The following is a 26,727-nucleotide window of genomic DNA, read 5'->3' on the forward strand; positions in this document are numbered from 1 at the left end:
CCCCGCCCGCTCACAGGCGGCCCGCCTCGACGATCCGCCGCAGGAAACGCCGTGTGCGCTCCTGCCGCGGGTCGCCGAAGACCTGCTCGGCCGTGCCGTGCTCCAGGACGACCCCATCGTCCAGAAAGCAGACCTGGTCGGCGACGTCCCGGGCGAAGCCCATCTCGTGCGTCGCCAGCACCATCGTCATGCCCTCGTCCTTCAGCCCACGGACCATCTCCAGCACCTCGCCCACGAGTTCGGGGTCGAGCGCGGCCGTGATTTCGTCGAGCAGCAGCAGCCGGGGTCGCACGGCGAGGGCCCGTACGATCGCCACCCGCTGCTGCTGGCCGCCGCTGAGCCGGTCCGGGTAGGCGTCCGCCCTGCCGCCGAGCCCGAGGCGCTCCAGCAGCTCCCTGGCCCGCTCCTCGGCCTCCGCGCGGGAGACGCCGTGCACCCGGCGCGGGGCGAGCGTGATGTTGTCCAGCACGGTCATGTGCGGGAAGAGGTTGTACGCCTGGAAGACGACGCCGATCCGGCGCCGTACCGCGTCCTGGTCGGCGCGGGGATCGGTGATCTCCTCGCCGTCCAGCCAGATCGCGCCGTCGTCGATCTCCTCCAGGAGGTTGGCGCAGCGCAGCAGCGTGGACTTGCCGGAGCCGGACGCGCCGATCAGCGCGGTCACCGTGTGCGGGGCGACCTCCAGATCGACGTCCCGGAGCACGACCGAGCCGCCGAAGGTCTTGCGGACAGAATCCAAGCGCAGGACGGGCGTGTCGCTCACAGTGATCCTCCCTGGGCCTGCCGGCGGTCCATGCGGGCCGTCACCCAGTCCGTGAAACGGGTCATGGGGATGGTCAGCGCCACGAACACCAGCCCCGCGACGATGTACGGCGTGTAGTTCAGACTGCGGCCCACGATGATGTCCGCCGCCCGCACGGCGTCCACCGCACCGCCGATCGACACGAGACCGGTGTCCTTCTGCAGCGACACCAGGTCGTTGAGCAGCGGCGGCACCTGCCGTCGTACCGCCTGAGGGAGTACGACGTGGCGCAGGGCCTGCCGGTTGGTCAGGCCGAGCGAGCGTGCCGCCGCGCGCTGCGAGGGGTGGACGGACTCGATGCCCGCCCGGAACACCTCCGCGACGTACGCCGAGTAGGTCAGCGTGAGCGCCGTACCGCCGAGCAGCACCGGATCGACCGTCACGCCCTGCAGCCGCAGTGCCGGGACGCCCAGGACCACGATCATCAGGTTGATGATCAGCGGTAGTCCACGGAAGAAGTCGGTGTACGCCGCCGCCAGCACCCGCAGCGGGAAGAACACCGGGCCGCGCAGGGTCCGGGCGACGGCGATCAGCATGCCGAGGACCAGGACGGCGACTCCGCAGACCAGGAGCAGGCGGATGTTCAGCCACAGTCCGTCGAGGACCTTCGGCAGCGCCTCGCGCGCGTACCGCGCGCTGAAGAAGGTCTCCTTGGTGCGCGGCCAGCCCGGCGCGTCGACGACGACCAGATAGAGCGCGGCGGCCGTGACCAGCGTGGACAGCGCCGCGACCGCCGTCGCACGGCGGGCTCGCGCACGCTTGTGGCGTTCGCGCCGCAGCCGCCGCTCGGAGGGGACGTAGCGGTCGTCGGCGGGCATCTCGCCGTCGTCGTCCGCTCCCTCCCGCGCGGACTCGCCCTTGGTGACCGTCACTTGAGCACCGGGGCGTCGACGGCGTCGGACAGCCACTGCTTCTCGAGCCGCGCCAGGGTGCCGTCCTTGCGCAACGCGTCGACCGCGCCGGTCACGCACGGGGTCAGGGCGCTGCCCTTGTCCAGCACCAGCCCGAACTGCTCGGGCGTGCCGCCCTGGTTCTCGAACTGGCCTACGATCCGGGCGTTCGTCACCTCGGCCGCGGTGATGTAGAACGCGGTCGGCAGATCGGTGACGACGGCGTCTACCTGACCGTTCTTCAGCGCGGACTTCGCCTGGTCGTTCTTGGCGTAGACGGCGGCCTGCTGCTTCGGCTTCACCACGTCGGTGATGTAGTCGAGGCTCGTGGTGCCCACCTGGGCGCCCAGCTTGAGGTTCCTCAGGTCCGCGATGGTCGTCGCCTTGGCGGCCTTGCCGCCCTTCAGCGCGATGACGGCCTGGCGGACGTCGTAGTAGCCGGAGGAGAAGTCGACGGCCTTCCTGCGCTCGGCACTGATGGACACCTGGTTGACGTCGAAGTCGAAGGTCTTCACGCCGGGCGCGAACGCCTTGTTGAACGGCACGCTCTGCCAGGTCACCGCGTCCTTGCCGTACCCGAGTTGCTTCGCCACGGCATAGGCGACCGCAGACTCGAAGCCCTTGCCGTTGGCGGGCTTGTCGTCCTTGAACCAGGGCTCGTAGGCGGGTTCGTCCGTCGCGATCGTCAGTTTCCCGGAAGTCCGGGTGGCCAGCTTGCCCTTGGCGCAGCTCGTGCCGCCCGAACCGGACGCGGAGGCCGACGCCTTCTCCTCGGGCTGCGGCGCACAGCCGACGGCGGTGGCGAGCAGGGCGATGGTGGCGGCCGCTACCGCGCGGCGCACTGTGCTGGGGGCGGGGTACATGGCGGGAGAGTGGCAGCGAACGCCGCGTTTGTCGAGGTCACGACGCTCCGTGTCCGCATGCTGGGAACGGGTGTTGCGGCCGTGTGAACGCGGCCCGGAACAGCTCACGCGCGTGCCCGGGCCTGGGCCGCCGGCCGAGGGCGGGGTGAAGACCGGCGGCCCATACCGCTCAGGAGCCGTCTTCCTGGGCGGGGCTGCCACCAGTTGACTCCACATGTCCGGCCAGGGGGAGCGCGCACGCGGCACCGGCATGTGCGAAGCGTTCACACGGGGCGCGCGGGACGGGATGTGCGCCGGGCGCACACGCTGGACGCATGCGACGCGAGAACCCCGCACATGAGAAAGGGCAAGGAAATCCACTCCTTGCCACTCTCAACTTATAGCGCACCGGGGGGCTTGCGGCAAGGCCCGGTCCGTACCGCAAAATCGCAGGCCGAAGCCAGGATCTGCGGAATTGGAGACCCACGAAGTGCGTGTGTTGACGTCATTCTCCGAGCGCGCTCGGCACCGGGCCGCGGGTGGGCGAGCCATGGACGGCGTGGACGCGGCTTCGGATCGGAGCCGATGACATGAGCCCCCTGACCGCCGGCGCGTTCGACCTTCCCGACCGCCTCTCGCCCAAGGCCGACCCGGCGCTGATCGCCGACGACGAGACGCACTTCGCGGCCATCGCGGACGCCCTCGAACAGACGATCGCCGAACTGTCCGACCGTCTCGACGCCGAACTCAGGGCACCCGGCGGCGTCGGCCGGCAGGCGATGGACCGGGACGCCGAGGTCCACCGGCTGACCGGCAGGCTGCGAGCCCTGCGCCGCTTCGGCCTGGACCTGTGCCTCGGCCGTATCGTCGGCGCGGACGACCTCGAGCCCGTGTACATCGGGCGGCTCGGCCTCACGGACAGCACGGGGCGCCGGCTGCTGGTCGACTGGCGCTCTCCCGCGGCCGAGCCGTTCTTCGCGGCGACCCACGCCGACCCGATGGGTCTGGCGAGCCGCCGCAGGTACCGCTGGACCGGCGGCCGTGTCAGCGACTACTGGGACGAGGTGTTCACCACCGACGGGCTCGACCGGCACGCCGCCCTCGACGACCAGTCCGCGTTCATCGCCGGCCTGGGCAGCAGCCGTTCGGCCCGGATGCGGGACGTGCTCGCCACCATCCAGGCCGACCAGGACGCCGTCATCAGGGCCGGTTCCCGGGGCGCCCTCGTGGTCGACGGCGGTCCGGGCACGGGAAAGACCGTCGTCGCCCTGCACCGCTCCGCCTACCTCCTCTACTCCGACCCCCGCCTCGGTCACCGCCGCGGCGGTGTGCTGTTCGTCGGCCCGCACCAGCCCTACCTGGCCTACGTCTCCGACGTCCTGCCCAGCCTCGGAGAGGAGGGCGTGCGGACCTGCACCCTGCGCGACCTCGTCGCCGAGGGAGACGCGGCGGCGAGCGAGACCGACCCGGAGGCCGCCCTCCTGAAGTCCTCCGTGCACATGGTGAAGGCGATCGAGACGGCCGTCCGGTTCTACGAGGAACCGCCCACCCGGGGCATGACGGTCACGACCCCCTGGGCCGACGTCCGGCTGACCGCCGACGAGTGGGACGAGGCGTTCCGGGCGCCGGGGCCGGGCACGCCGCACAACGAGGCACGCGACCAGGTCTGGGCGGAACTGGTCACGATCCTGCTGGACAAGCTCGGTGACGACGTTCCGCCCGACCTGTTCCGCAGGGCCCTGCTGCACGACGAGGAACTGGTCGGCACCCTCGACCGCGCGTGGCCGCTGCTCGAAGCGGCCGACCTCGTCGGCGACCTCTGGTCGGTCCCCGCATACCTGCGGATGTGCGCGCCGTGGCTCGAACCCGACGACGTCCGCAGGCTGCAGCGCGCGGACCCCCAGGCCTGGACGGTGTCCGACCTGCCGCTCCTGGACGCGGCACGGCAGCGGCTCGGCGACCCGGAGACGTCACGGCGCAGGCGCCGCCAGGACGCCGCCGTCGCCGCCGAACGCGCGCGCATGGCCGACGTCATCGACAATGTGCTCGCGGCCGACGACGACGGTGAGGGCGCGGTGACGATGCTGCGCGGACGGGACCTGCAGGACAGCCTGATCGACGAGGCCGCGCTGCCCGGCGCCGAACCGGACCGGCTCGCCGGCCCGTTCGCGCACGTCGTGGTGGACGAGGCCCAGGAACTGACCGACGCCGAGTGGCAGATGCTGCTGCTCCGCTGCCCGTCCCGGAGCTTCACCATCGTCGGGGACCGGGCCCAGGCCAGGCACGGATTCACGGAGTCGTGGCGGGAACGGCTGGAGCGGATCGGGCTCGACCGGATCGAGGTGGCCTCCCTGAGCATCAACTACCGCACGCCGGAGGAGGTGATGGCGGAGGCCGAGCCGGTCATCCGGGCGGCACTCCCGGACGCCAACGTGCCGACCTCCGTCCGCAGCGGCGGCGTCCCCGTCGTCCACGGAGCCGCCACGGAGCTTGCGTCGATCCTCGACGGCTGGCTCGCCGCGCATGCCGACGGGACCGCCTGCGTCATCGGCGACCCGACGTTCCGGGCCACGTCCCGGGTCAGGTCGCTGACGCCCGAGCTGTCCAAGGGGCTCGAGTTCGACCTCGTCGTCCTCGTCGACCCGGAGAGGTTCGGCGACGGTGTCGAAGGAGCCGTCGACCGCTATGTCGCGATGACCCGTGCGACCCGGCAACTCGTCGTCCTCAGGTCGTGAGCGGGACGATCTCCTGGGGCTCCCGGGGCACCGGTCTGGCCCTCCATCCCGGAGGATCCTCGTACGACCGGACCGTCGACCGCCCCGGCCGACGCCCCGGAAGTCACCACCCGCGCGCGTGCCACTCCGGCAGGTGCGGCCGCTCGGCGCCGAGCGTGGTGTCGTTGCCGTGCCCGGGATAGACCCAGGTCTCGTCCGGGAGGGCCCCGAAGATCTTCCTCTCTACGTCGTGGATCAGGCTGGCGAACGCCTTCGGGTCCTTGTGCGTGTTGCCGACGCCGCCCGGGAAGAGGCAGTCGCCGGTGAAGACGTGCGGATGGCCGTGCGGGTCGTCGTAGACCAGCGCGATGGAGCCCGGAGTGTGCCCGACGAGATGGCGGGCGGTGAGTTCCACGCGCCCCACCCTGATGACGTCGCCGTCGTCGACCGGGACGTCGGTGGGCACCGGGATGCCGGGGGCGTCCTCGCGGCCGGCGTGCGTGCGCGCGCCCGTGGCGGCGACGACCTCGGCGAGCGCCTGCCAGTGGTCGCCGTGCTGGTGCGTGGTGACGACGGACGCGATGCCGTCGTCACCGATCATCCCCAGGAGCGTCCGAGGCTCGTTCGCGGCGTCGATCAGGAGCTGCTCGTCGGTGGCCCGGCAGCGCAACAGGTAGGCGTTGTTGTCCATCGGGCCGACCGCGATCTTTGTGATCATCAGGTCTTTCAGCTCGTGCACGTCCGCCGGTCCGCCGACCTTGACCTCACCCGTGTACATCATGGCGATCAGCCTATAGCGGGCGGCGGTCCGGCGGGCCGTCGTAGCCCTGCAAGTCGCCGCCCTACAACGGCGGAAGCTTCGGCAGCGCGTCGCCGTCCGTGGTCAGGCTTGATCCGTCGCGCCGTCCGGCCAGCCAGCCGACCAGCTCCGCGGCCGTGCCGCCGACCGTGACCTCGGGCTTGTCGGCCGCCCGCCCTGTGCTCCACGCGCGCGTGCCGTCCGTCACCCGGGTCGCAGGGACGTCCGGGTGCCCGGAGAACCGCTGCGTGAGGAAGTCGATCTCGCGCTCCACGAACTCCGCCGGAAGATCCTCCAGCTCGTACCCGATCCCGAGGTCCACGTGGTGCAGATCCACCTCGACCCACCGCCGGAACGGCACCCGGGCCGCGGCGTCGGTGACCCCGTTGCGCAGCTCGACCGTGCGCGTCCAGTCCGCCGGCGCGTCCCCGGTCCGCCGGAAGCCGGCCGCGCTCTCGCGCAGGTCGTTGAGCTGGGCGTCCAGCGGGCGCGGGGCGTCGCGCTCGATGTCCGCGTCGCGCGCCTCGGCACTCGCGTACATGGGGCGGCCCTCCAGGACGTTCACGAGCGCGTCCGCGTTGCGGGCGAGGTGGGCGAGCACGTGACCGCGGCTCCAGCCCGGAAGCCGTGACGGCTCGGCGAGCGCGGCGTTGTCCAGTGCGGCGACCGCGGTGAGGAGCCGTTCGGTCGCGTCATGTACACAGGCCAGGTCATGGGCGTGATCAATCATGGGCCCGACCCTAGTCCCGCCACACCTTCGGGTGAAGGTGGTGAACCTCGCCCGCAAATCGAATGCGCGTGCTATATCGTCGATGGCGGCGTCGGGCATGCTGGAGGACCGGGGGTTGTTATGCAACCGGGCAATCCGACCGGCGTTGTCAGTGGCTCCCCCTAGTCTGAAGAAGCACGGGGGCCCCGCCCCTGTCACTTCTCAAGAAAGGTGCGGACCGGCGTGGCCGACCGTCTCATCGTCCGTGGCGCGCGCGAGCACAACCTGAAGAATGTCTCGCTCGACCTGCCTCGTGACTCGCTCATCGTCTTCACGGGCCTGTCCGGGTCGGGCAAGTCCTCCCTGGCCTTCGACACCATCTTCGCCGAGGGGCAGCGCCGCTACGTGGAGTCGCTCTCCTCGTACGCCCGGCAGTTCCTCGGCCAGATGGACAAACCGGACGTCGACTTCATCGAGGGCCTGTCCCCGGCGGTCTCCATCGACCAGAAGTCGACCTCGCGCAACCCGCGCTCGACGGTCGGCACGATCACCGAGGTCTACGACTACCTGCGTCTGCTCTTCGCGCGCATCGGCAAGCCGCACTGTCCCGAGTGCGGCCGCCCGATCTCGCGCCAGTCGCCGCAGGCCATCGTGGACAAGGTCCTGGAGCTGCCGGAGGGGAGCCGCTTCCAGGTGCTCTCGCCGCTGGTGCGCGAGCGCAAGGGCGAGTTCGTCGATCTCTTCGCGGACCTCCAGACCAAGGGCTACTCCCGCGCGCGCGTGGACGGCCAGACCGTCCAGCTCTCCGAGCCGCCGACGCTGAAGAAGCAGGAGAAGCACACCATCGAGGTGGTCGTGGACCGCCTCACGGTGAAGGACTCCGCCAAGCGCCGCCTCACCGACTCCGTCGAGACCGCCCTCGGCCTGTCGGGCGGCATGGTCGTGCTCGACTTCGTCGACCTCCCCGAGGACGACCCCGAGCGCGAGCGCATGTACTCGGAGCACCTGTACTGCGCGTACGACGACCTGTCCTTCGAGGAGCTGGAGCCCCGCTCCTTCTCCTTCAACTCGCCCTTCGGCGCCTGCTCCGAGTGCACGGGTATCGGCACGCGCATGGAGGTCGACCCCGAGCTGATCGTCCCGGACCCGGACAAGACCCTGGACGAGGGTGCCATCCACCCCTGGTCGCACGGCCACACCAAGGACTACTTCGGCCGCCTGATCGGCGCCCTCGCCGACGCGCTCGGCTTCCGCACGGACATCCCGTTCGCGGGCCTGCCGCAGCGCGCGAAGAAGGCCCTGCTCCACGGCCACAAGACCCAGATCGAGGTCCGTTACCGCAACCGGTACGGCCGCGAGCGCGTGTACACCACGCCCTTCGAGGGCGCGGTGCCCTTCGTGAAGCGCCGGCACAGCGAGGCCGAGAGCGATGCCAGCCGTGAGCGCTTCGAGGGCTACATGCGCGAGGTGCCCTGCCCCTCCTGCGAGGGCACGCGCCTGAAGCCGATCGTCCTCGCGGTCACGATCATGGAGAAGTCGATCGCCGAGGTCGCCGCGATGTCGATCAGCGACTGCGCGGAGTTCCTGGGCGAGCTGAAGCTGAACGCCCGTGACAAGAAGATCGCCGAGCGCGTCCTGAAGGAGGTCAACGAGCGGCTGCGCTTCCTGGTCGACGTCGGCCTGGACTACCTCTCCCTCAACCGCGCGGCCGGCACCCTTTCCGGCGGCGAGGCCCAGCGCATCCGCCTGGCCACCCAGATCGGCTCCGGTCTGGTCGGCGTGCTGTACGTGCTGGACGAGCCGTCCATCGGCCTGCACCAGCGGGACAACCACCGTCTGATCGAGACCCTGGTCCGGCTGCGCGACATGGGCAACACGCTCATCGTCGTGGAGCACGACGAGGACACCATCAAGGTCGCCGACTGGGTGGTGGACATCGGCCCCGGCGCCGGTGAGCACGGCGGCAAGGTCGTGCACAGCGGCTCCCTCAAGGAGCTGCTCGCCAACAGCGAGTCGCAGACCGGTGCCTACCTCTCGGGCCGCAAGGCGATCCCGCTCCCGGACATCCGGCGCCCGCACGACCCGTCGCGCCGGCTCACCGTGCACGGTGCCCGCGAGAACAACCTCCAGGACATCGACGTGTCCTTCCCGCTGGGCGTGTTCACGGCCGTCACCGGCGTCTCCGGCTCCGGCAAGTCGACGCTGGTCAACGACATCCTCTACACGCACCTGGCCCGCGAGCTGAACGGCGCGCGGAGCGTCCCCGGACGCCACACGCGCGTGGACGGCGACGACCTGGTCGACAAGGTCGTGCACGTCGACCAGTCGCCGATCGGCCGCACCCCGCGGTCCAACCCGGCGACCTACACCGGCGTCTTCGACCACGTGCGCAAGCTGTTCGCCGAGACCACCGAGGCGAAGGTCCGCGGTTATCTGCCGGGCCGCTTCTCGTTCAACGTCAAGGGCGGCCGCTGCGAGAACTGCGCGGGCGACGGCACCATCAAGATCGAGATGAACTTCCTCCCGGACGTCTACGTCCCGTGCGAGGTCTGCCACGGAGCCCGGTACAACCGGGAGACCCTGGAGGTCCACTACAAGGGCAAGTCCATCGCCGAGGTGCTGAACATGCCGATCGAGGAAGCGATGCACTTCTTCGAGGCGGTCCCGGCGATCTCCCGCCACCTGAAGACGCTGCACGACGTCGGTCTCGGCTACGTCCGCCTCGGCCAGTCCGCCACCACCCTTTCCGGCGGCGAGGCCCAGCGCGTCAAGCTCGCCAGCGAACTGCAGAAGCGGTCCACCGGACGCACGGTCTACGTGCTGGACGAGCCGACCACCGGTCTGCACTTCGAGGACATCAGCAAGCTGCTGAAGGTCCTCGGCGGCCTCGTCGACAAGGGCAACACGGTCATCGTTATCGAGCACAACCTCGACGTGATCAAGACCGCCGACTGGGTCGTGGACATGGGTCCGGAGGGCGGCGCCGGCGGTGGCCTCGTGGTCGCCGAGGGCACCCCCGAGGAGGTCGCCGGGGTTCCGGCCAGCCACACCGGCAAGTTCCTCCGCGAGATCCTCGGCGCCGACCGCATCAGCGACGCGGCACCGGTGAAGGCCCCGCGCACGACGCGGAAAACGGCGGCGGCCGGTTCGGCGGCGAAGAAGACGGTGACGGCCAAGGCCAACAACACGGCGACCAAGAAGGCCGCCGCGGCCACGAAGAAGGCGACGCCCGCGAAGAAGACGACGCGGTCCCGCAAGGCCTGACACTCCATCAAGAAAGCGGCGCCCCACGGGAACTCCCCGCGGGGCGCCGTTCGTTCCACTATCAGCCACTCCGGTTCTGCGGTCCCACAGCTCCCCGCAGCGCAGGCCCGGCCGCACCTTGAGAAGAGCACAGCGGAGACAGAGGGCTCAGAGCCCGCCCAGCTCGGCCGCGAACGGCGGCTCCGCCCCCGCCCGTGAGCAGGTCACCGCCGCCGCGCGTGCCGCGAAGCGCAGAAGCCGCGTCCAGCTCTCCGTCCCGAGGCCGGCGAGCGCTTCCGGGGACAGCGCGTCCCGGGCGGACAGGCCGTGCAGCAGGGCCGCGTTCACCGTGTCACCGGCGCCGATGGTGTCCACGACCTCCACCTTCTCTCCCGGCACCGAGCACTGCCCGCCGTCCCGGGTGAACACGGTCAGACCGTCGCCGCCATGAGTGACCACGACGGCCGACGGGCCCTCGGCCAGCCAGTCGCGCGGTGTGCCACCCAGCCACGCGGCGTCCTCCGCGGACACCTTCAGCAGGGTCACCGAGGGCAGCCAGCTCCTGAAGCGCGCGCGGTAGGCGTCCGCGTCCGGGATCAGTCCCGCCCGGATGTTGGGGTCCAGCGCCGTGAACAGACCCTGTCCGGCCGCGGTCCGCATCAGCTCCTCGTAGGCGCTCGCCCCCGGTTCCAGGGCGAGCGAGCAGGTGCCGAAGGAGACCGCGCGCGTGTCCGCGGGCAGTGAGGAGGGCGTGGTGAAGAGGCGGTCGGCGGTACCGTCGACGTAGAAGGAGTAGGCGGCCGAGCCACCGCCGTCGATCGTGGCCACCGCGAGGGTCGTCGGCTCCGGCCCGCGCTGCACGCCCGATACGTCGACCCGGGCCCGTCGCAGCCCGTCGAGCAGCGCCTCGCCGAACGGGTCGGACGAGGTACGGGAGCAGAACGCGGTGCGGGAGCCGAGACGGCCGAGGGCCACGGCGGTGTTGTACGGGCCGCCGCCGAGCGCCGGCTTCAGGTCCGCCAGGGCGCCACGGCCCTGTGGTACCAGGTCGATCAGTGCCTCACCGGCGACGACGATCACGTGGCGGTTCCCTTCTCGGACAACGTGGATGATGCGGTGTGCCCGGCCGGCTCGTCCCCGGCCGTCTCATCCCTGGCCATCTCATCCCCGGCCGCGTCCTCCGGGCATCCGCAGGACGTGCGGTGGACGAACGTGCAGGGCAGCCGGAGCGTCCGGACCGGCCGGTCCGGCTCGGCCAGACGGTCCAGGAGCAACCGGACGGCGTGGGCGCCCAGTTCCCTGCTGGGCTGGGCAATGGCGGTGAGCCGGGGCGAGAACAGGTCGGCCCAGGCGAAGTCGTCGAAGCAGCACAGGGCGATGTCGCCCGGCACGGACACGTCGTGGCGGCGCAGGGTGCGCAGGGCCCCGATGGTCATCGCGTTGTTGGCGGTGACGAGTGCCGTGGGCGGCTCGGGCAGCCGCAGCAGGGCGGCCGTGGCCTGCTCGGCACCGGCGGACTCGGAGTTGCCGGACACGAGGAGTTGGTCGTCGCGCGCCAGGCCCGAGGCGGCGAGACCGTCCAGATAGCCGGAGACGCGCTCGCCGGTCGTGCTGAGTCCCGGCAGACCCGCGACCAGAGCGATCCTGCGGTGGCCGAGCCCCGCGAGATGGGTGACCAGACGGGCCGTCGGCTCGGCGCTCTCGGCACAGACCTGGTCGAAGCGCGGCGCACCCTGCTCGGCGGTGCCCGGCACCGGATCGTCCCCCGCGCCCGGGTCGATCACCCGGTCCAGGAACACGGTCGGCACGGCCTGGCGGCGCAGGTAGCCGACGAGGTCGTGAGGGTGCGCGGAGGGGGCGATGATCATGCCGTCCACCCGGCGCTCGTGGAGGAGCTGCGCGACCTTGCGCTCGTGCCGGGGGTCGTCGTGCGGGTCGGCGATGAGCAGGCTGTAGCCGGCCTCCAGAGCGGTGGCCTCGACGCCCTGGAGGATCTCCGTGAAGTACGGATTGCTGATCGCCGACACCGCGAGACCGATGGAGCGGGTCCGGGAGGTCACGAGGGAGCGGGCCAGGGTGTTGGGCGTGTAGCCGAGGGCGTCGACGGCGTCGAGGACGGCCTGGCGGGTGTGGGGGAGCACAGGGCGCGTCCCGTTGAGGACATGGGAGACGGTCGCCACGGAGACTCCGGCGCTCCGCGCGACATCCGCCATGGTGGCCATCGCGTTCCCCTCCTTCGATACGGCCGGACCGCTCCTCCAGTACGGCCGGACCGCTCCTTCGGTACGGCCGGACCGCTCCTTCGGTACGACCCGGCCGTCACGGCCCTGTTCTGGCCGACCCGCGCGAACCCAGGCGTGCCGGTTCCGCCCGCGGTCCCGGTTCGCCGGTTCCGCCACGGCTCCGGTACGGCGGTTTCGTAACGGTCCGGTACTACCGGCCCGTCGCGGTCCTTGGCGCGGCCGACCGCCACGAACCTTCCGGCCGGGAAGGTACCCGATCGAGCGACTCCGTGTAAACGCTTGCGTAAGCGTTTACGCGGGTGGTACCGGCCGACCGGCCGCTCTTCCGTGCTCAGCACCCCCGCCCCCGGGCGGGGGGTTCTGCCCGGGTATCGTCGCCCTGCCCATCCCTTGAACAGTGGAGTTCCAGATGCCCGCCCGACCGTCCGCGAGCCGCCGTACCGTCCTTCGAGGGGCCGCCGTGGCCCCGGTCGCCGGGCTGGGACTTGCCGCGTGCTCGGCGCAGGGGGAGGGGGGCCCGGAGGCCGCCCCGACCGCGCCGGTCGACCTCGGCGCCGAGAGCGAGGTCGCCGAGGGCGGCGCGAAGCTCTACCGGGACCACAACGTGGTGGTCAGCCGGGACCGGAACGGCACGCTGAAGGCGTACAGCACGATCTGCACGCACGCGGGGTGCCCGATCAACAAGCTGCAGGGCACGACCCTGATCTGCCCCTGCCACGGCAGCCAGTTCGACGCTGTGACCGGCAAGGTGGTCCAGGCGCCGGCCACCGAGCCCCTGACCGAGCTGCCGGTGAAGACCACGAAAGGCAGGATCGTCGCCGGTCCGGCGGCCTGACGGGAGGGGACCCCGCGGGACCGGGCCGCACAGCGCGCCGCCGAAGCCGCCCGGTCGCATGCCAGGGCGGAACCACACCCCGGGCGGCATCGCCGCCTCGCCGACGGCTGCCGCCGACTGCTTCCGTCGGACCCACCGGCCCCGACCCAGCCGCCCGCCCCAACTGACCTGGAGCTGGCAGTCCCCTGGGCCAACGTCGCTGGCCCTGCGCCTCCAGCCCCGCGCCCCCAGCCCGGCGCCCCCGGGCCGGCGGCTCCGCCCCCGATCAGCGGGCAGACGCCCAGAGGTCCGTCACTGCCAGTCCCACGCGATGCCCAGGATCCCCGGCCGGATCCGTGGCTCGACCATGTGGACGCTGTGATCCGGTCCGGTGACGGAGAGTTCCTGCCGGCCGCTGCGCGGTGCAGCCGGGGAGTGCTGGGTGAAGCGGTGGCAGCGCGCGGGCAGGGCGGCCGCGTCGAAACGCACCTGGAGCGCGTACTGGCCCCCTGGGGTGTCGATCCGGCGCAGGTACTCGCGGGAGGCTCCGGCCGTGCCGTCCTCGACGCGGTACCGGAAGAGGAAGGTGTCGCCGGAGCGCAGCCGCGTGCCGAAGAGCAACTCGGCCACCAGCACGCCGGTGTCCTCGTCCCAGCGGACGCGGCCGGTGCGGCAGTTCTCCAGGGCCCGCACTCTCATGTCGCCCGGTCTGCAGCCGGGGTCGCCGTGGTGGACGGCGAGGAAGCGGTCGACGCCGTCGCGGTGGGCCCGCACGATGTGGTGGGCCTCCCGGGCCGCCAGCTCGTGCCGGGCGCCGATCCGGACGCACTCGTGGTGGCCGAGGCTGTGCAGCCCGCCGTCCAGGGACCGGCCCAGTTCGGCCTGGAGCCGGTCCAGGACGGCCGAGGCCTCGATCAGGGAGCGGTACGAGCGGACCGAAGGGCGCCCGGTCGCCGAGCGCTGGTCGGCCTGGGCGAGCAGCCGGATCAGCGACTCGTCCGGCAGCTGGAGGATCTCCTCCAGCGCCCGTACGGCGCGCAGCGACTCCGGGCGCTGCGGGCGTCGGGCACCCTGCTGCCAGTAACTGAGGCTGGTCACGCCCACCTTGACCCCGTGGCGCGAGAGATGGTGCTGGACACGCTGGAGCGGCAGTCCGCGCGCGGCGATCGCGGCGCGCAGGGCCACGTGGAAGGGGCCGCCCCGCAGGGCCGTGTCCAGTTCCACGGTGGGGACATCCGCGTGCTCTGGGGCATGCCGCATGCCGAGGGGCCTCTCTGTGAGGTGTCACTACGGTTGGTCAGACCGTTTGCGCGGGTGCACGGGGCCGCCTCGTGGCGTGGTGGACGCCCATGGCTGCGCACGCCGCGCCCCCGTTCGCACGCGTGCAGGCCCCGAGTTCCCACGCATTGAAGCGTGTTGACCAAGACCCGACAACACCCTGGACTCGGCCGTTCCGCACGACTGGCCGGACGGCGCCCCTGGCCGGGCACCCGCGGTCGACCGCCCGTGCTCCCAAGGGCCCCGTGGAATGCATGGCCCGGAACGCGGGACCGGAGGGCGAGGGCCGGGCACGACCGGATCACGCCCGTCGCGGAAGCAGGGCGGTCGCGGCCGCCGCGGACGCGGCAGACGCCGCAGCTGGGGCGGCGGACCGGGAGGCCGGGGACATGCTGGGCTGCCGGGGACGAGCGGGGCGCGGCGCGGTGCGCCGGGCGAGTGCCGGACGGTGGCCGGCGTTGTCCACAGGCCCGCCGCCGTGTCGGTGCGCGCCAGTAGGGTGTGAGACATGGCCGACCCCTCCAGCTACCGCCCCAGGCCGGGTGAGATCCCGGACACACCCGGGGTGTACAGGTTCCGTGACGAGCACCGCCGGGTGATCTACGTCGGAAAGGCGAAAAGCCTGCGCCAGCGCCTGGCGAACTACTTCCAGGACCTGGCGAACCTGCACCCGCGCACCCGGACGATGGTGACGACCGCCGCGTCCGTCGAGTGGACCGTGGTGTCCACCGAGGTCGAGGCGCTGCAGCTGGAGTACTCCTGGATCAAGGAGTTCGATCCCCGGTTCAACGTCAAGTACCGCGACGACAAGAGCTACCCGTACCTCGCGGTGACGATGAACGAGGAGTTCCCGCGCGTGCAGGTGATGCGCGGTCACAAGAAGAAGGGCGTCCGGTACTTCGGGCCGTACGGGCACGCCTGGGCCATCCGGGACACCGTCGACCTGCTGCTGCGGGTCTTCCCGGTGCGCACCTGCTCGGCCGGCGTCTTCAAGAACGCCGCCCGCACCGGCCGCCCCTGCCTGCTCGGCTACATCGGCAAGTGTTCCGCCCCCTGCGTCGGCCGGATCACCCCCGAGGACCACTGGGAGCTGGCCGAGGAGTTCTGCGACTTCATGGCCGGCCGGACCGGCACCTACCTCCGCCGCCTGGAGAAGCAGATGGCGGAGGCGGCCGAGGAGATGGAGTACGAGCGGGCCGCCCGGCTGCGCGACGACATCGGGGCCCTGAAGAAGGCCATGGAGAAGAGCGCGGTCGTGCTCGCCGACGCGACCGACGCCGACCTCATCGCCGTCGCCGAGGACGAGCTGGAGGCGGCCGTACAGATCTTCCACGTGCGCGGTGGCCGGGTGCGCGGCCAGCGCGGCTGGGTGACCGACAAGGTCGAGGAGGTCACCACCGCCGCCCTGGTCGAGCACGCCCTGCAGCAGCTGTACGGCGAGGAGACCGGCGACGCCGTCCCCAAGGAGGTCCTGGTCCCGGCGCTGCCCGAGCCGGTCGAGCCGGTCCAGGAGTGGCTGACCGGCCGCCGCGGCTCCAACGTGTCGCTGCGCATCCCGCAGCGGGGCGACAAGAAGGCGCTCATGGAGACCGTGCAGCGCAACGCCCAGCAGGCCCTCGCCCTGCACAAGACCAAGCGCGCCTCCGACCTCACCACCCGCTCGCGGGCCCTGGAGGAGATCGCCGACGCCCTCGACCTGGACAGCGCACCCCTGCGCATCGAGTGCTACGACATCTCGCACCTCCAGGGCGACGACGTCGTCGCCTCGATGGTGGTCTTCGAGGACGGCCTGCAGCGCAAGAGCGAGTACCGCCGCTTCCAGATCAAGGGCTTCGCCGGCCAGGACGACGTCCGCTCCATGCACGAGGTGATCACCCGGCGCTTCCGGCGGTACCTGGCCGAGAAGGAGCGGACGGGGGAGTGGGCGGACGGCGAGGAGGCCTCCGCGAACGGCAGGAGCACCCTCCCCGACGGCGACGAGGCCTCCGCGAACGCCGGGACCACCCTCTCTGGCGGCGTGCCGGTCCCGAGCGGTGCGAATAACCTCCCCGACGGCGGCCCGGTCCCGAACGCTGGGAGCACCCTCTCCAACGGCGGCGGAAGTGTCCTCCCCGACGACGAGCCCCTGGGCACCTCCCTCAAGGACGACGACGGTCGGCCCAGGAAGTTCGCCTACCCGCCCCAGCTCGTCGTGGTCGACGGCGGGCAGCCGCAGGTCGCGGCGGCCCGGCGGGCGCTGGACGAGCTGGGCATCGACGACATCGCCGTCTGCGGCCTCGCCAAGCGGCTGGAGGAGGTCTGGCTGCCGACGGAGGACGACCCGGTGGTCCTGCCCCGGACCAGCGAGGGCCTCTATCTGCTCCAGCGCGTCCGGGACGAGGCCCACCGGTTCGCGATCACCTACCAGCGCACCAAACGCGCCAAACGGTTCCGTGCCGGCCCCCTGGACGACGTGCCGGGCCTCGGCGACACCCGCAAACAGGCGCTCATCAAGCATTTCGGCTCGGTGAAGCGGCTGCGGTCCGCCACAATCGAACAGATCCAGGAGGTGCCCGGGATAGGCCGCAAGACGGCCGAGACCATCGCCGCGGCCCTCGCCCAGGCGGCTCCGGCCGCACCCGCCGTGAACACGGCGACTGGAGAGATCATTGAGGACGAGGAACCCGAGACGACGGCGGGTTCCTCGGGGGAGCCCGTGACCGCGGGCCCTCCGGACGAACGACGGGGGCAGGAGACATGACCGAGCACGAAGCACAGCCCACAGCGCGCCGAGATCAGGCGCACGGCGACCCGGGCGACGAGGCCGTCCGGGAGACCGGCCAGGACACGGGCCAGGACGACGGAGCACAGGTGAGTACGGGCAGCGAGACAGCGGGTGTCCCCGAGGCGGCCATCCCCGAGCTGGTGATCATCTCCGGCATGTCCGGAGCGGGCCGCTCGACGGCCGCGAAGTGTCTGGAGGACCTCGGCTGGTTCGTCGTGGACAACCTGCCGCCCGCCCTGATCCCCACCATGGTGGAGCTGGGTGCCCGCTCCCAGGGGAACGTGGCGCGGATCGCGGTCGTCGTGGACGTCCGCGGCCGACGCTTCTTCGACAACCTGCGCGAGTCCCTGGCGGACCTGGAGGCGAAGCACGTCACCCGGCGGATCGTCTTCCTCGAGTCCTCCGACGAGGCCTTGGTGCGCCGCTTCGAGTCGGTGCGCCGCCCGCACCCGCTGCAGGGCGACGGCCGCATCGTCGACGGCATCGCGGCCGAGCGGGAACTGCTGCGCGAGCTGCGCGGCGACGCCGACCTGGTGATCGACACCTCCAGCCTCAACGTGCACGAGCTGCGCGCCAAGATGGACGCCCAGTTCGCGGGCGAGGAGGAGCCCGAGCTGCGGGCCACCGTGATGTCCTTCGGCTTCAAGTACGGCCTTCCGGTCGACGCCGACCTGGTCGCGGACATGCGGTTCCTGCCCAACCCGCACTGGGTCCCGGAACTGCGCCCGTTCACCGGCCTGAACGAGGAGGTCGCCGGCTATGTCTTCAACCAGCCCGGCGCGAAGGAGTTCCTCGACCGGTACGCGGAGCTGCTGCGGCTGATCGCGGCCGGCTATCGGCGTGAGGGCAAGCGGTATGTGACCATCGCCATCGGCTGTACCGGCGGCAAGCACCGCTCGGTCGCGATGTCGGAGAAGCTCGCCGCGCGCCTCGCGGCCGAGGGTGTGGAGACGGTGGTCGTACACCGGGACATGGGACGGGAATGACGGAACGTACACCGCGGCTGGGCCGGCTGCGCCGGATGGTGCCGGACGCGCGGGCCGACCGGCCGGCCGAGACCCGCACCGGCCGCCCCGCGGAGGCCCGCGGGGCCCGGCCCCGCCGCAGGGGCGCGCAGCCCAAGGTCGTCGCGCTCGGCGGCGGCATGGGCCTGTCCGCCTCGCTGGCCGCACTGCGCCGGATCACCGGCGACCTCACCGCCGTGGTCACCGTGGCCGACGACGGGGGCTCCAGCGGACGCCTGCGCGACGAGCTGGGCGTGCTGCCGCCCGGCGACCTGCGCAAGGCGCTGGCCGCGCTGTGCGGCGACGACGACTGGGGCCAGACCTGGGCCCGGGTCATCCAGCACCGCTTCCAGTCCAAGGGCGACCTGCACGAGCACGCGGTCGGCAATCTGCTGATCGTCGCCCTGTGGGAGCAGCTCGGCGACCACGTGCAGGCCCTGGACCTGGTCGGCAAGCTGCTCGGCGCGCACGGGCGGGTGCTGCCCATGTCCGCCGTACCGCTGGAGCTGCAGGCCCTGGTCAAGGGGCACGACCCGGAGCGCCCGGAGGACGTGGACACGGTGCGCGGGCAGGCGACGGTCGCGCTCACGCCCGGTGAGGTGCAGTCGGTGCATCTCGTGCCGAACGACCCGCCCGCCGTGCCGGAGGCCGTTGCGGCCGTCCGGGACGCGGACTGGGTGGTACTCGGTCCCGGCTCCTGGTTCTCCTCGGTCATCCCGCATCTGCTCGTCCCCGAGCTGCTGGACGCCCTGACGGAGACCAAGGCCCGCAAGGTCCTGTCCCTGAACCTCGCGCCGCAACCGGGAGAAACCGAGGGCTTCTCCCCGCAGCGTCATTTGGAGGTTTTGGGGCGACACGCCCCTAAACTCGCCCTGGACGTGGTGCTGGCCGACGAGGCCGCCGTGCCCGACCGTGACTCGCTCACCGAGGCCGCCAAGCGGCTGGGAGCCGCGGTCGAGCTGGCGCCGGTGGCCCGGACCGACGGAACGCCCCGGCACGACCCGGAGCTGTTGGCCGCCGCGTACGACCGTATTTTTCGGATGCATGGAAGGATCGGCCCATGGCGATGACGGCAGCGGTGAAGGACGAGATCTCCCGGCTCCCCGTCACCCGGACCTGCTGCAGGAAGGCGGAGGTCTCCGCCATTCTGCGGTTCGCCGGCGGCCTCCACCTGGTGAGCGGGCGCATCGTGATCGAGGCGGAGCTGGACACTGCGATGGCGGCCCGCCGTCTCAAGCGCGACATCCTGGAGATCTTCGGCCACAGCTCCGAGCTGATCGTGATGGCGCCCGGCGGGCTGCGCCGCGGCTCGCGCTACGTGGTGCGGGTCGTCGCGGGCGGTGACCAGCTCGCCCGTCAGACCGGCCTGGTCGACGGCCGCGGCCGCCCGATCCGCGGGCTGCCCCCGCAGGTGGTCTCCGGTGCGACCTGCGACGCCGAGGCGGCATGGCGCGGGGCGTTCCTCGCGCACGGCTCGCTGACCGAGCCCGGCCGCTCCTCCTCCCTGGAGGTGACGTGCCCCGGCCCCGAGGCCGCGCTCGCGCTGGTCGGCGCCGCCCGCCGGCTGTCGATCGCCGCGAAGGCGCGCGAGGTGCGCGGTGTGGACCGGGTGGTCGTCCGGGACGGTGACGCGATCGGCGCCCTGCTGACCCGGCTCGGCGCGCACGAGTCGGTGCTGGCGTGGGAGGAGCGGCGGATGCGCCGCGAGGTGCGCGCCACGGCCAACCGGCTCGCCAACTTCGACGACGCCAACCTGCGCCGCTCGGCCCGCGCGGCCGTGGCCGCAGGTGCCCGGGTGCAGCGCGCCCTGGAGATCCTCGCCGACGAGGTTCCCGAGCACCTCGCCGCCGCCGGACGGCTGCGCATGGAGCACAAGCAGGCCTCGCTGGAGGAGCTGGGCGCCCTCGCCGACCCGCCGCTGACCAAGGACGCGGTCGCGGGCCGGATCCGCCGCCTGCTGGCGATGGCCGACAAGCGCGCCGCCGATCTGGGCATCCCGGGCACGGAGGCCAACCTGTCGGAGGAGCTGGCCGACAACCTGGCCGGCTGACCGGTCCCACGTCGACCCGCCGGTGCCGACGGCCGAAAAGGCCCCCGGCACCGGCGTTCCGTCGGCCGGAAGAAGCCGATTTGCGTGGCCATGAGGCGCTCTTGACTCGATCTTGTACTGACATGAGCCTGGCAACCTGTTCGCCGCTGTGGCGGACCACCGCTAGGGGGGTTCATGAGACACAGAGCGAGATCGATCCTCGCCGTGGGCGCGCTTCTCGTCGGCGCGGCGAGCCTCGCGCCCATCGCCCAGGCGCAGGGCGGAAGTCCGGCGAGGTCCGACCCGGACGAGATCAAGGTCTTCCGCGCCGACGTCACCCGGCAGCAGTTACCCCTGCTCCTCAAGGCCGGCCAGGACGGCGACGAACTCGGGGAGCAGGTCGCGAAGGACGGGAAGACCGAGGTCGAGGTCTACCTGACCGACGAACAGGCCGCGAACCTCCGGAAGCAGGGCGTCGGCCTCACCGAGCACACCCTCCCGGCCAGGGCGGCGGCGCGCGTCCGGGACGCCGCCCAGGGAGTGTTCCGCCCGTACGGCGGAAGCGGCGGCCTGAAGGACGAGATCCTCCGCACCGCCCAGGCAAACCCCGGTCTCGCCAAGGTGGAGTCCATCGGCAGGACCGTCCGGGGCCAGGACATCCTCGCGCTCAAACTGACCGGGAACGCGAAGAAGTCGAAGGACGGCTCCAAGCCGTCGGTGCTGTACGTGTCCAACCAGCACGCGCGCGAGTGGATCACGCCGGAGATGACGCGGCGGCTGATGCACTACTACCTGGACCACTACAAGTCCGACCGGCGCGTCAAGAAGATCGTCGACTCGACCGAGCTGTGGTTCGTCCTCTCGGCCAACCCCGACGGCTACGACTACACCTTCCAGAGCCCCGCCACCCGCATGTGGCGCAAGAACCTGCGGGACGTCAACGGGGACGGCGTCATCAGTACGGGTGACGGCGTCGACCTCAACCGCAATTTCGCCTACAAGTGGGGCTACGACGACGAGGGTTCGTCGCCCAACCCCACCAGCGAGACCTACCGCGGCGCGAGCCCCGAGTCCGAGCCCGAGACGCGGGCCCTGGACGACTTCGAGAAGCGGATCGGGTTCAGGTACGCCATCAACTACCACTCCGCCGCCGAACTCCTCCTCTACGGCGTCGGCTGGCAGGTGGCCACCCCGACCCCGGACGACGTCCTCTACAAGGCGCTCGCCGGCACCCCCGACAACCCGGCCATCCCCGGCTACCGTTCGCAGGTCTCCTCGGAGCTGTACACCACCAACGGCGAGGCGGACGGCCATGCGTCGAACGTCAACGGGACGGCGATGTTCACCCCCGAGATGTCGACCTGCCAGACCGCGTCGAACGTCGATCCCGGCGACGCCTGGCGGCCCGAGGACTGCCGGTCGGTCTTCGACTTCCCCGACGACGAGAAGCTGATCCAGCAGGAGTTCGAGAAGAACCTCCCCTTCGCGCTGTCCGTCGCGGAGACCGCCGTGCATCCGGACCGGCCGGTCTCATCGGTCGGCCTGAGCGCGGCGGACTTCACCCCGGCGGCGTTCTCCACGTCGTACTCCCGGGGCGCGGACCAGGAGGTCTCCGTCGTCGTGCGCAAGGCGGTCCGCGACAAGGAGCTCAAGTACCGCGTGAACGGCGGCCGTACGCTCGACCAGGCGCTCAGGCCCTGGAAGGGCGGCCGGACCTACGGCGGCGAGGACAACCTCTACTTCGACGAGTACCGGGCCAAGGTGCGGGACGGCGGCCCGGGCGACAAGGTCGAGGTGTGGTTCACCGGCGAGGCACCGGGCGGCAGGAAGGTCGCCGGTCCCCACTTCACGTACACGGTCGCCGAGCGGCCCGCGGCGGACACCCTCGTCGTCGCCGAGGAGGGCACGGCCGCCACGCAGGCGCGGAGCTACGTGGACGCGCTGAAGGCGGCCGGGCACCGGGCGATCGTGTGGGACGTGGCGCGGCAGGGCGTGCCCGACGCGCTCGGCGTGCTGAAGCACTTCGGGACGGTCGTGCACTACTCCGGTGCGAACGGCCCCGGCAACGCCACCCAGCTCCAGCTGCGCGCCTACCTCAACGAGGGCGGCAGGCTGATCGAGGCGGGCCAGCTTGCCGGCGGCAGCGTCGACCTCGGCGACGGCACCCTCTCGGACGACTTCAGCCAGTACTACCTGGGCGCCTACAGCCGCACGTCGACCAAGGGCGCGACCGGCTTCACCGGCTCGGGCGAACTCGGCGGCTACACCGGCGCCCTCGGTGACGCGCCCGGCGATCCGCTGGACCGGGCCGGCACCTACAGCGTGACCTCGGACGAGCTGTCGCCAAAGCAGTACCCGCAGTTCAGGAGCGCGGGCGCGGGCCGGTTCGCCGGCACGGCCGATCCCTACGCCCCGTACAGCGGTTCCTACATGGCCGCCGCCGTACACACCGACGACGCCTACAAGCGCCTCACGCGCACCATCGACCTCACCGGTGTCAGCGCCGCCGAGCGGCCGGCCCTGACCGCCCGGATGCTGTGGGACACCGAGCCCGGCTACGACCACGCCGTCGTCGAGGCGCACACCGTCGGGGCCGGCGACTGGACGACCCTGCCGGAGGCCGGAGGGGCCACCAGGACCGCCGTGCCGGCCGACTGCGGGGCCGGATTCCTGATCGGTGAGCACCCCTGGCTGAAGCACTATCTGACGCTCTCGGGTGACGCCTGCACCGCGACCGGCACCAGCGGCTCCTGGAACAGCCTCACCGGCAGTTCCGAGGGCTGGCGCCAGGTGAGCTTCGACCTGAGCGCGTACGCCGGCAGGTCGGTGGAGGTGTCCGTCGGCTACATCACCGACCCGGGCACCGGCGGGCACGGCGTGCTCGTCGACGACGCCTCGCTCGTCGTCGGCGGCGCGGCGAAGGAGACCGAGGGCTTCGAGACGTCCCTGGGCGCCTGGAAGGCCGCCGGTCCTCCCGAGGGCAGCCCCTCCGTCCTGAAGGACTGGGCGCGCACCGGGGCACTGTTCCAGACGTACGGAGCGGTCACGACGGACGACACCGTGCTCCTCGGATTCGGGCTGGAACAGGTGCCGTCGGCTGCCGATCGCGCGGCCCTGATGAGGAAGGCGCTCGCCTCGCTCGACAGGTGAGCGGAACCCCCTCTCAACGGTGCGGAAAACGGGTAGTCGACAGGTGAGCCGACCCGCTCACGAACGAGTGACAAGGGCGTCAATAAGGGGCCGCATTCCGTAACAAATACGAGCGAAGCCACTGCCGATCCCTGGTAGTCCGTACCCCTACTGACGGGTACGGACTACCTGCCCTTGTATGCGGCATCTCGATGTCACTCAGGGGCCCTCGGAGAGGTAGGGTCGGTGGTGGTCGGGGACATCCCAAACAGAGCTCGCCGGCACCGCATGGCCGGCGTACCAACGAGGAGATCGGTTCGTGACGATCCGCGTAGGCATCAACGGCTTCGGCCGTATCGGTCGTAACTACTTCCGCGCACTCCTGGAGCAGGGTGCAGACATCGAGGTTGTGGCTGTCAACGACCTGGGTGACACCGCGACCACCGCTCACCTGCTGAAGTACGACACGATCCTGGGCCGCCTCAAGCAGGAGGTCACCCACACCGCCGACACCATCACCGTCGACGGTCACACCATCAAGGTGCTGTCCGAGCGCAACCCGGCCGACATCCCGTGGGGCGAGCTGGGCGTCGACATCGTCATCGAGTCGACCGGCATCTTCACGAAGAAGGACGACGCTGCCAAGCACATCGCCGGCGGCGCCAAGAAGGTCCTCATCTCGGCTCCGGCCAAGGACGAGGACATCACCATCGTGATGGGCGTCAACCAGGACAAGTACGACCCGGCGAAGCACCACGTCATCTCCAACGCCTCCTGCACCACCAACTGCGTGGCCCCGATGGCGAAGGTCCTCGACGAGAACTTCGGCATCGTCAAGGGTCTGATGACCACGGTGCACGCGTACACGAACGACCAGCGCATCCTCGACTTCCCGCACAAGGACCTGCGCCGCGCCCGTGCCGCCGCCGAGAACATCATCCCGACCACCACCGGTGCCGCCAAGGCCACCGCCCTGGTGCTGCCGCAGCTCAAGGGCAAGCTGGACGGCATCGCCATGCGCGTGCCGGTTCCCACCGGCTCCGCCACCGACCTGGTCGTGCAGCTCCAGCGCGAGGTCACCAAGGACGAGGTCAACGCCGCGTTCAAGAAGGCCTCCGAGGACGGCGACCTCAAGGGCTACCTGGCGTACACCGAGGACGAGATCGTCTCCTCCGACATCGTCGGCGACCCGGCCTCTTGCACCTTCGACTCCTCCCTGACCATGGTTCAGGACGGCAACTCGGTGAAGATCCTCGGCTGGTACGACAACGAGTGGGGCTACTCCAACCGCCTCGTGGACCTCACGGTCTTCGTCGGCGACCAGCTCTGATCGCAGCAGGACCCAAGCAGTGAGAGCAGGGCTCGGGCAGCGCACCGTCGCGCTGTCCGGGCCCTGTCACGCGTACGGACCACGTCCTTTTACGATCAGGTGCACCACGAGCCCTCCTCAGGAGTCCACCCAATGAAGACGATCGACGAACTTCTCGCCGCCGGCGTGAGCGGCAAGCGGGTCTTCGTCCGCGCCGACCTCAACGTCCCGCTGGCGAGCGGCACCATCACCGACGACGGCCGGATCCGCGCCGTGCTGCCCACCGTGAAGGCCCTCGCGGACGCGGGCGCCAAGGTGGTCGTGGCCTCACACCTGGGCCGCCCCAAGGGCGCCCCGGACCCTGCCTTCTCCCTCGCGCCGGCCGCCTCCCGCCTGGGTGAACTCCTCGGCTCCGCCGTGGCCTTCGCGACCGACACCGTCGGTCAGTCCGCCAGGGACACGGTCGCCGGCCTCGTCGACGGCCACGTCGCGGTCCTGGAGAACCTGCGCTTCAACCCCGGCGAGACCGCCAAGGACGACGCCGAGCGCGGCGCGTTCGCCGACCAGCTCGCCGCCCTCGCCGACGTCTACGTCGGTGACGGTTTCGGCGCCGTGCACCGCAAGCACGCCTCCGTCTACGACCTCCCGGCCCGGCTGCCGCACTACGCCGGCTACCTGATCACCACCGAGGTCGGCGTCCTCAAGAAGCTCACCGAGGACGTCGGGCGCCCCTACGTCGTCGCGCTCGGCGGCGCCAAGGTCTCCGACAAGCTCGCCGTCATCGACCAGCTGCTCGGCAAGGCCGACCGGCTGCTCATCGGCGGCGGCATGGCGTACACCTTCCTCAAGGCCAAGGGCTACGAGGTCGGCATCTCCCTCCTCCAGGAGGACCAGGTGCCGGCCGTCACCGAGTACCTGGAGCGCGCCGAGAAGCTGGGCGTGGAGCTGCTGCTCCCGGTCGACGTCGTGGTCTCCCGGGAGTTCCCGGACCTGAAGGCCCAGGCGCCGACCGAGCACACCGTGGTCGACGCGGACAAGATCCCCGCCGACCAGGAGGGCCTGGACATCGGCCCGCGGACCCGGGAGCTGTACGCCTCGAAGCTCGCGGACGCCCAGACCGTCTTCTGGAACGGTCCCATGGGTGTCTTCGAGCACCCCGACTACGCCGAGGGCACCAAGGCGGTCGCCCGGGCCCTCGTCGACTCGAACGGCTTTACCGTCGTGGGTGGCGGTGACTCCGCCGCGGCCGTGCGTACGCTCGGCTTCGACGAGAACGCATTCGGCCACATCTCGACCGGTGGCGGCGCCTCCCTCGAATACCTCGAGGGCAAGACGCTCCCCGGCCTCGCCGCACTGGAGGACTGACCTTTGAGCACGCGCACGCCGCTGATGGCGGGCAACTGGAAGATGAACCTCAACCACCTCGAGGCCATCGCACACGTCCAAAAACTCGCCTTCGCCCTGGCCGACAAGGACTACGAGGCCGTCGAGGTCGCCGTCCTGCCGCCCTTCACCGACCTGCGCTCCGTGCAGACCCTGGTCGACGGCGACAAGCTCAAGATCAAGTACGGCGCCCAGGACATCTCCCAGCACGACTCCGGCGCCTACACCGGCGAGATCTCCGGCCCGATGCTGGCCAAGCTCAAGTGCACCTACGTGGTCATCGGCCACTCCGAGCGCCGCCAGTACCACAACGAGACCGACGAACTGGTGAACGCCAAGGTCAAGGCCGCCTACAAGCACGGCCTGACCCCGATCCTGTGCGTCGGCGAGGAGCTGGGCGTCCGCGAGGCGGCCAACCACGTCAGCCACACCCTCGCCCAGGTCGAGGGCGGTCTGAAGGAGCTCCCGGCCGAGCAGGCCGAGACCGTCGTGATCGCCTACGAGCCGGTGTGGGCCATCGGCACCGGCAAGGTCTGCGGCGCCGAGGACGCGCAGGAGGTCTGCGCCGCCATCCGCGCCAAGATCGCCGAGCTGTACTCCCAGGACGTGGCCGACAAGATCCGCATCCAGTACGGCGGCTCCGTGAAGTCCGGCAACGTCGCCGAGATCATGGCCCAGGCCGACATCGACGGCGCCCTGATCGGCGGCGCCTCACTGGACGCCGACGAGTTCGTCAAGATCGTGCGCTTCCGCGATCAGTGATCCGGGCCGTGAG

The 26,727-nt window shown here is 71.2% G+C and carries 19 protein-coding genes; 11 read left to right on the forward strand and 8 right to left on the reverse strand.

All coding sequences use genetic code 11. The annotated features are described in order from the left end of the window. Nucleotides 1–10: 10 nt before the first annotated feature. From ACZ7FF_RS04040 to ACZ7FF_RS04050, 3 genes are read right to left on the reverse strand one after another with little or no spacing between them, the layout of a single operon-like run. Nucleotides 11–763, reverse strand: a complete 753-nt coding sequence (locus tag ACZ7FF_RS04040) for an amino acid ABC transporter ATP-binding protein (RefSeq protein WP_470809237.1) — start codon at nt 761–763, stop codon at nt 11–13. After that, nucleotides 760–1,674: an amino acid ABC transporter permease gene (locus ACZ7FF_RS04045; RefSeq protein WP_470809239.1), complete on the reverse strand. Its 915-nt coding sequence runs from the start codon at nt 1,672–1,674 to the stop codon at nt 760–762. Before ACZ7FF_RS04045 ends, ACZ7FF_RS04040 begins: the two co-directional genes overlap by 4 nt. Next, nucleotides 1,671–2,555 carry an ABC transporter substrate-binding protein gene (locus ACZ7FF_RS04050; RefSeq protein WP_470809241.1) on the reverse strand — a complete coding sequence of 295 codons (885 nt, stop codon included), beginning with the start codon at nt 2,553–2,555 and terminating at the stop codon, nt 1,671–1,673. The genes ACZ7FF_RS04045 and ACZ7FF_RS04050 overlap by 4 nt, the downstream gene beginning before the upstream one ends. A gap of 569 nt (nt 2,556–3,124) precedes the next feature. On the opposite strand from ACZ7FF_RS04050, the gene helR reads away from it, so the two are divergent. After that, the gene (gene helR, locus ACZ7FF_RS04055) at nt 3,125–5,269 is read left to right on the forward strand and encodes an RNA polymerase recycling motor ATPase HelR (RefSeq protein ID WP_470809243.1); all 2,145 of its coding nucleotides are present in this window, start codon (nt 3,125–3,127) and stop codon (nt 5,267–5,269) included. Nucleotides 5,270–5,372: 103 nt separating this feature from the next. On the opposite strand, the gene ACZ7FF_RS04060 is transcribed toward helR, so the two are convergent. Next, nucleotides 5,373–6,029 carry an MBL fold metallo-hydrolase gene (locus ACZ7FF_RS04060; RefSeq protein WP_470809245.1) on the reverse strand — a complete coding sequence of 219 codons (657 nt, stop codon included), beginning with the start codon at nt 6,027–6,029 and terminating at the stop codon, nt 5,373–5,375. A 61-nt stretch (nt 6,030–6,090) separates the two neighbouring features. Then, nucleotides 6,091–6,777, reverse strand: coding sequence for a maleylpyruvate isomerase family mycothiol-dependent enzyme (locus tag ACZ7FF_RS04065; RefSeq protein ID WP_470809247.1), 687 nt, complete (start codon nt 6,775–6,777; stop codon nt 6,091–6,093). Nucleotides 6,778–6,999: 222 nt separating this feature from the next. On the opposite strand from ACZ7FF_RS04065, the gene uvrA reads away from it, so the two are divergent. Continuing rightward, nucleotides 7,000–10,020 (forward strand): excinuclease ABC subunit UvrA, encoded by a 3,021-nt coding sequence (gene uvrA, locus ACZ7FF_RS04070; protein ID WP_470809248.1) that lies wholly within the window; start codon nt 7,000–7,002, stop codon nt 10,018–10,020. 147 nt (nt 10,021–10,167) lie between these two features. Here uvrA and ACZ7FF_RS04075 read toward each other — a convergent pair whose 3' ends face one another. Together ACZ7FF_RS04075 and ACZ7FF_RS04080 are read right to left on the reverse strand one after the other, a co-directional pair. Then, entirely contained in the window at nt 10,168–11,079 is a 912-nt protein-coding gene (locus ACZ7FF_RS04075; protein ID WP_470809250.1) for a carbohydrate kinase family protein, read from the reverse strand. After that, the gene (locus ACZ7FF_RS04080) at nt 11,076–12,221 is read right to left on the reverse strand and encodes a LacI family DNA-binding transcriptional regulator (RefSeq protein WP_470809252.1); all 1,146 of its coding nucleotides are present in this window, start codon (nt 12,219–12,221) and stop codon (nt 11,076–11,078) included. The genes ACZ7FF_RS04075 and ACZ7FF_RS04080 overlap by 4 nt, the downstream gene beginning before the upstream one ends. A gap of 430 nt (nt 12,222–12,651) precedes the next feature. Here ACZ7FF_RS04080 and ACZ7FF_RS04085 point away from each other — a divergent pair, with 430 nt between their 5' ends. Then, nucleotides 12,652–13,077 carry a Rieske (2Fe-2S) protein gene (locus tag ACZ7FF_RS04085; protein ID WP_470809254.1) on the forward strand — a complete coding sequence of 142 codons (426 nt, stop codon included), beginning with the start codon at nt 12,652–12,654 and terminating at the stop codon, nt 13,075–13,077. 291 nt (nt 13,078–13,368) lie between these two features. Here the strand turns inward: ACZ7FF_RS04085 and ACZ7FF_RS04090 are convergent, their stop codons facing one another. Continuing rightward, entirely contained in the window at nt 13,369–14,316 is a 948-nt protein-coding gene (locus ACZ7FF_RS04090) for a hypothetical protein (protein WP_470809256.1), read from the reverse strand. Between the two features lie 526 nt (nt 14,317–14,842). Here ACZ7FF_RS04090 and uvrC point away from each other — a divergent pair. The 8 genes from uvrC to tpiA all read left to right on the forward strand — a co-directional run bounded on the left by uvrC (nt 14,843) and on the right by tpiA (nt 26,714). Beyond that, nucleotides 14,843–17,074, forward strand: a complete 2,232-nt coding sequence (gene uvrC, locus ACZ7FF_RS04095) for an excinuclease ABC subunit UvrC (RefSeq protein ID WP_470809257.1) — start codon at nt 14,843–14,845, stop codon at nt 17,072–17,074. After that, nucleotides 17,071–18,084 carry an RNase adapter RapZ gene (rapZ, locus tag ACZ7FF_RS04100; RefSeq protein ID WP_470809259.1) on the forward strand — a complete coding sequence of 338 codons (1,014 nt, stop codon included), beginning with the start codon at nt 17,071–17,073 and terminating at the stop codon, nt 18,082–18,084. The genes uvrC and rapZ overlap by 4 nt, the downstream gene beginning before the upstream one ends. Continuing rightward, entirely contained in the window at nt 18,081–19,172 is a 1,092-nt protein-coding gene (locus ACZ7FF_RS04105) for a gluconeogenesis factor YvcK family protein (protein ID WP_470809261.1), read from the forward strand. Before rapZ ends, ACZ7FF_RS04105 begins: the two co-directional genes overlap by 4 nt. Further along, entirely contained in the window at nt 19,163–20,152 is a 990-nt protein-coding gene (gene whiA / locus ACZ7FF_RS04110) for a DNA-binding protein WhiA (protein WP_030752871.1), read from the forward strand. The genes ACZ7FF_RS04105 and whiA overlap by 10 nt, the downstream gene beginning before the upstream one ends. A 174-nt stretch (nt 20,153–20,326) precedes the next feature. Then, nucleotides 20,327–23,281, forward strand: a complete 2,955-nt coding sequence (locus ACZ7FF_RS04115) for a M14 family metallopeptidase (RefSeq protein WP_470809262.1) — start codon at nt 20,327–20,329, stop codon at nt 23,279–23,281. Nucleotides 23,282–23,579: 298 nt separating this feature from the next. Continuing rightward, nucleotides 23,580–24,590, forward strand: coding sequence for a type I glyceraldehyde-3-phosphate dehydrogenase (gene gap, locus ACZ7FF_RS04120; RefSeq protein ID WP_470809263.1), 1,011 nt, complete (start codon nt 23,580–23,582; stop codon nt 24,588–24,590). Nucleotides 24,591–24,722: 132 nt separating this feature from the next. After that, on the forward strand, nt 24,723–25,934 hold the full coding sequence (locus ACZ7FF_RS04125; protein ID WP_470809265.1) for a phosphoglycerate kinase: 1,212 nt from the start codon (nt 24,723–24,725) through the stop codon (nt 25,932–25,934). 3 nt (nt 25,935–25,937) lie between these two features. Next, a complete protein-coding gene (gene tpiA / locus ACZ7FF_RS04130; protein ID WP_470809266.1) occupies nt 25,938–26,714 on the forward strand; it encodes a triose-phosphate isomerase in 777 nt (258 codons plus the stop codon). Nucleotides 26,715–26,727: the final 13 nt, after the last annotated feature.

The sequence above is a fragment of the Streptomyces sp. NPDC037126 genome (assembly GCF_055605965.1).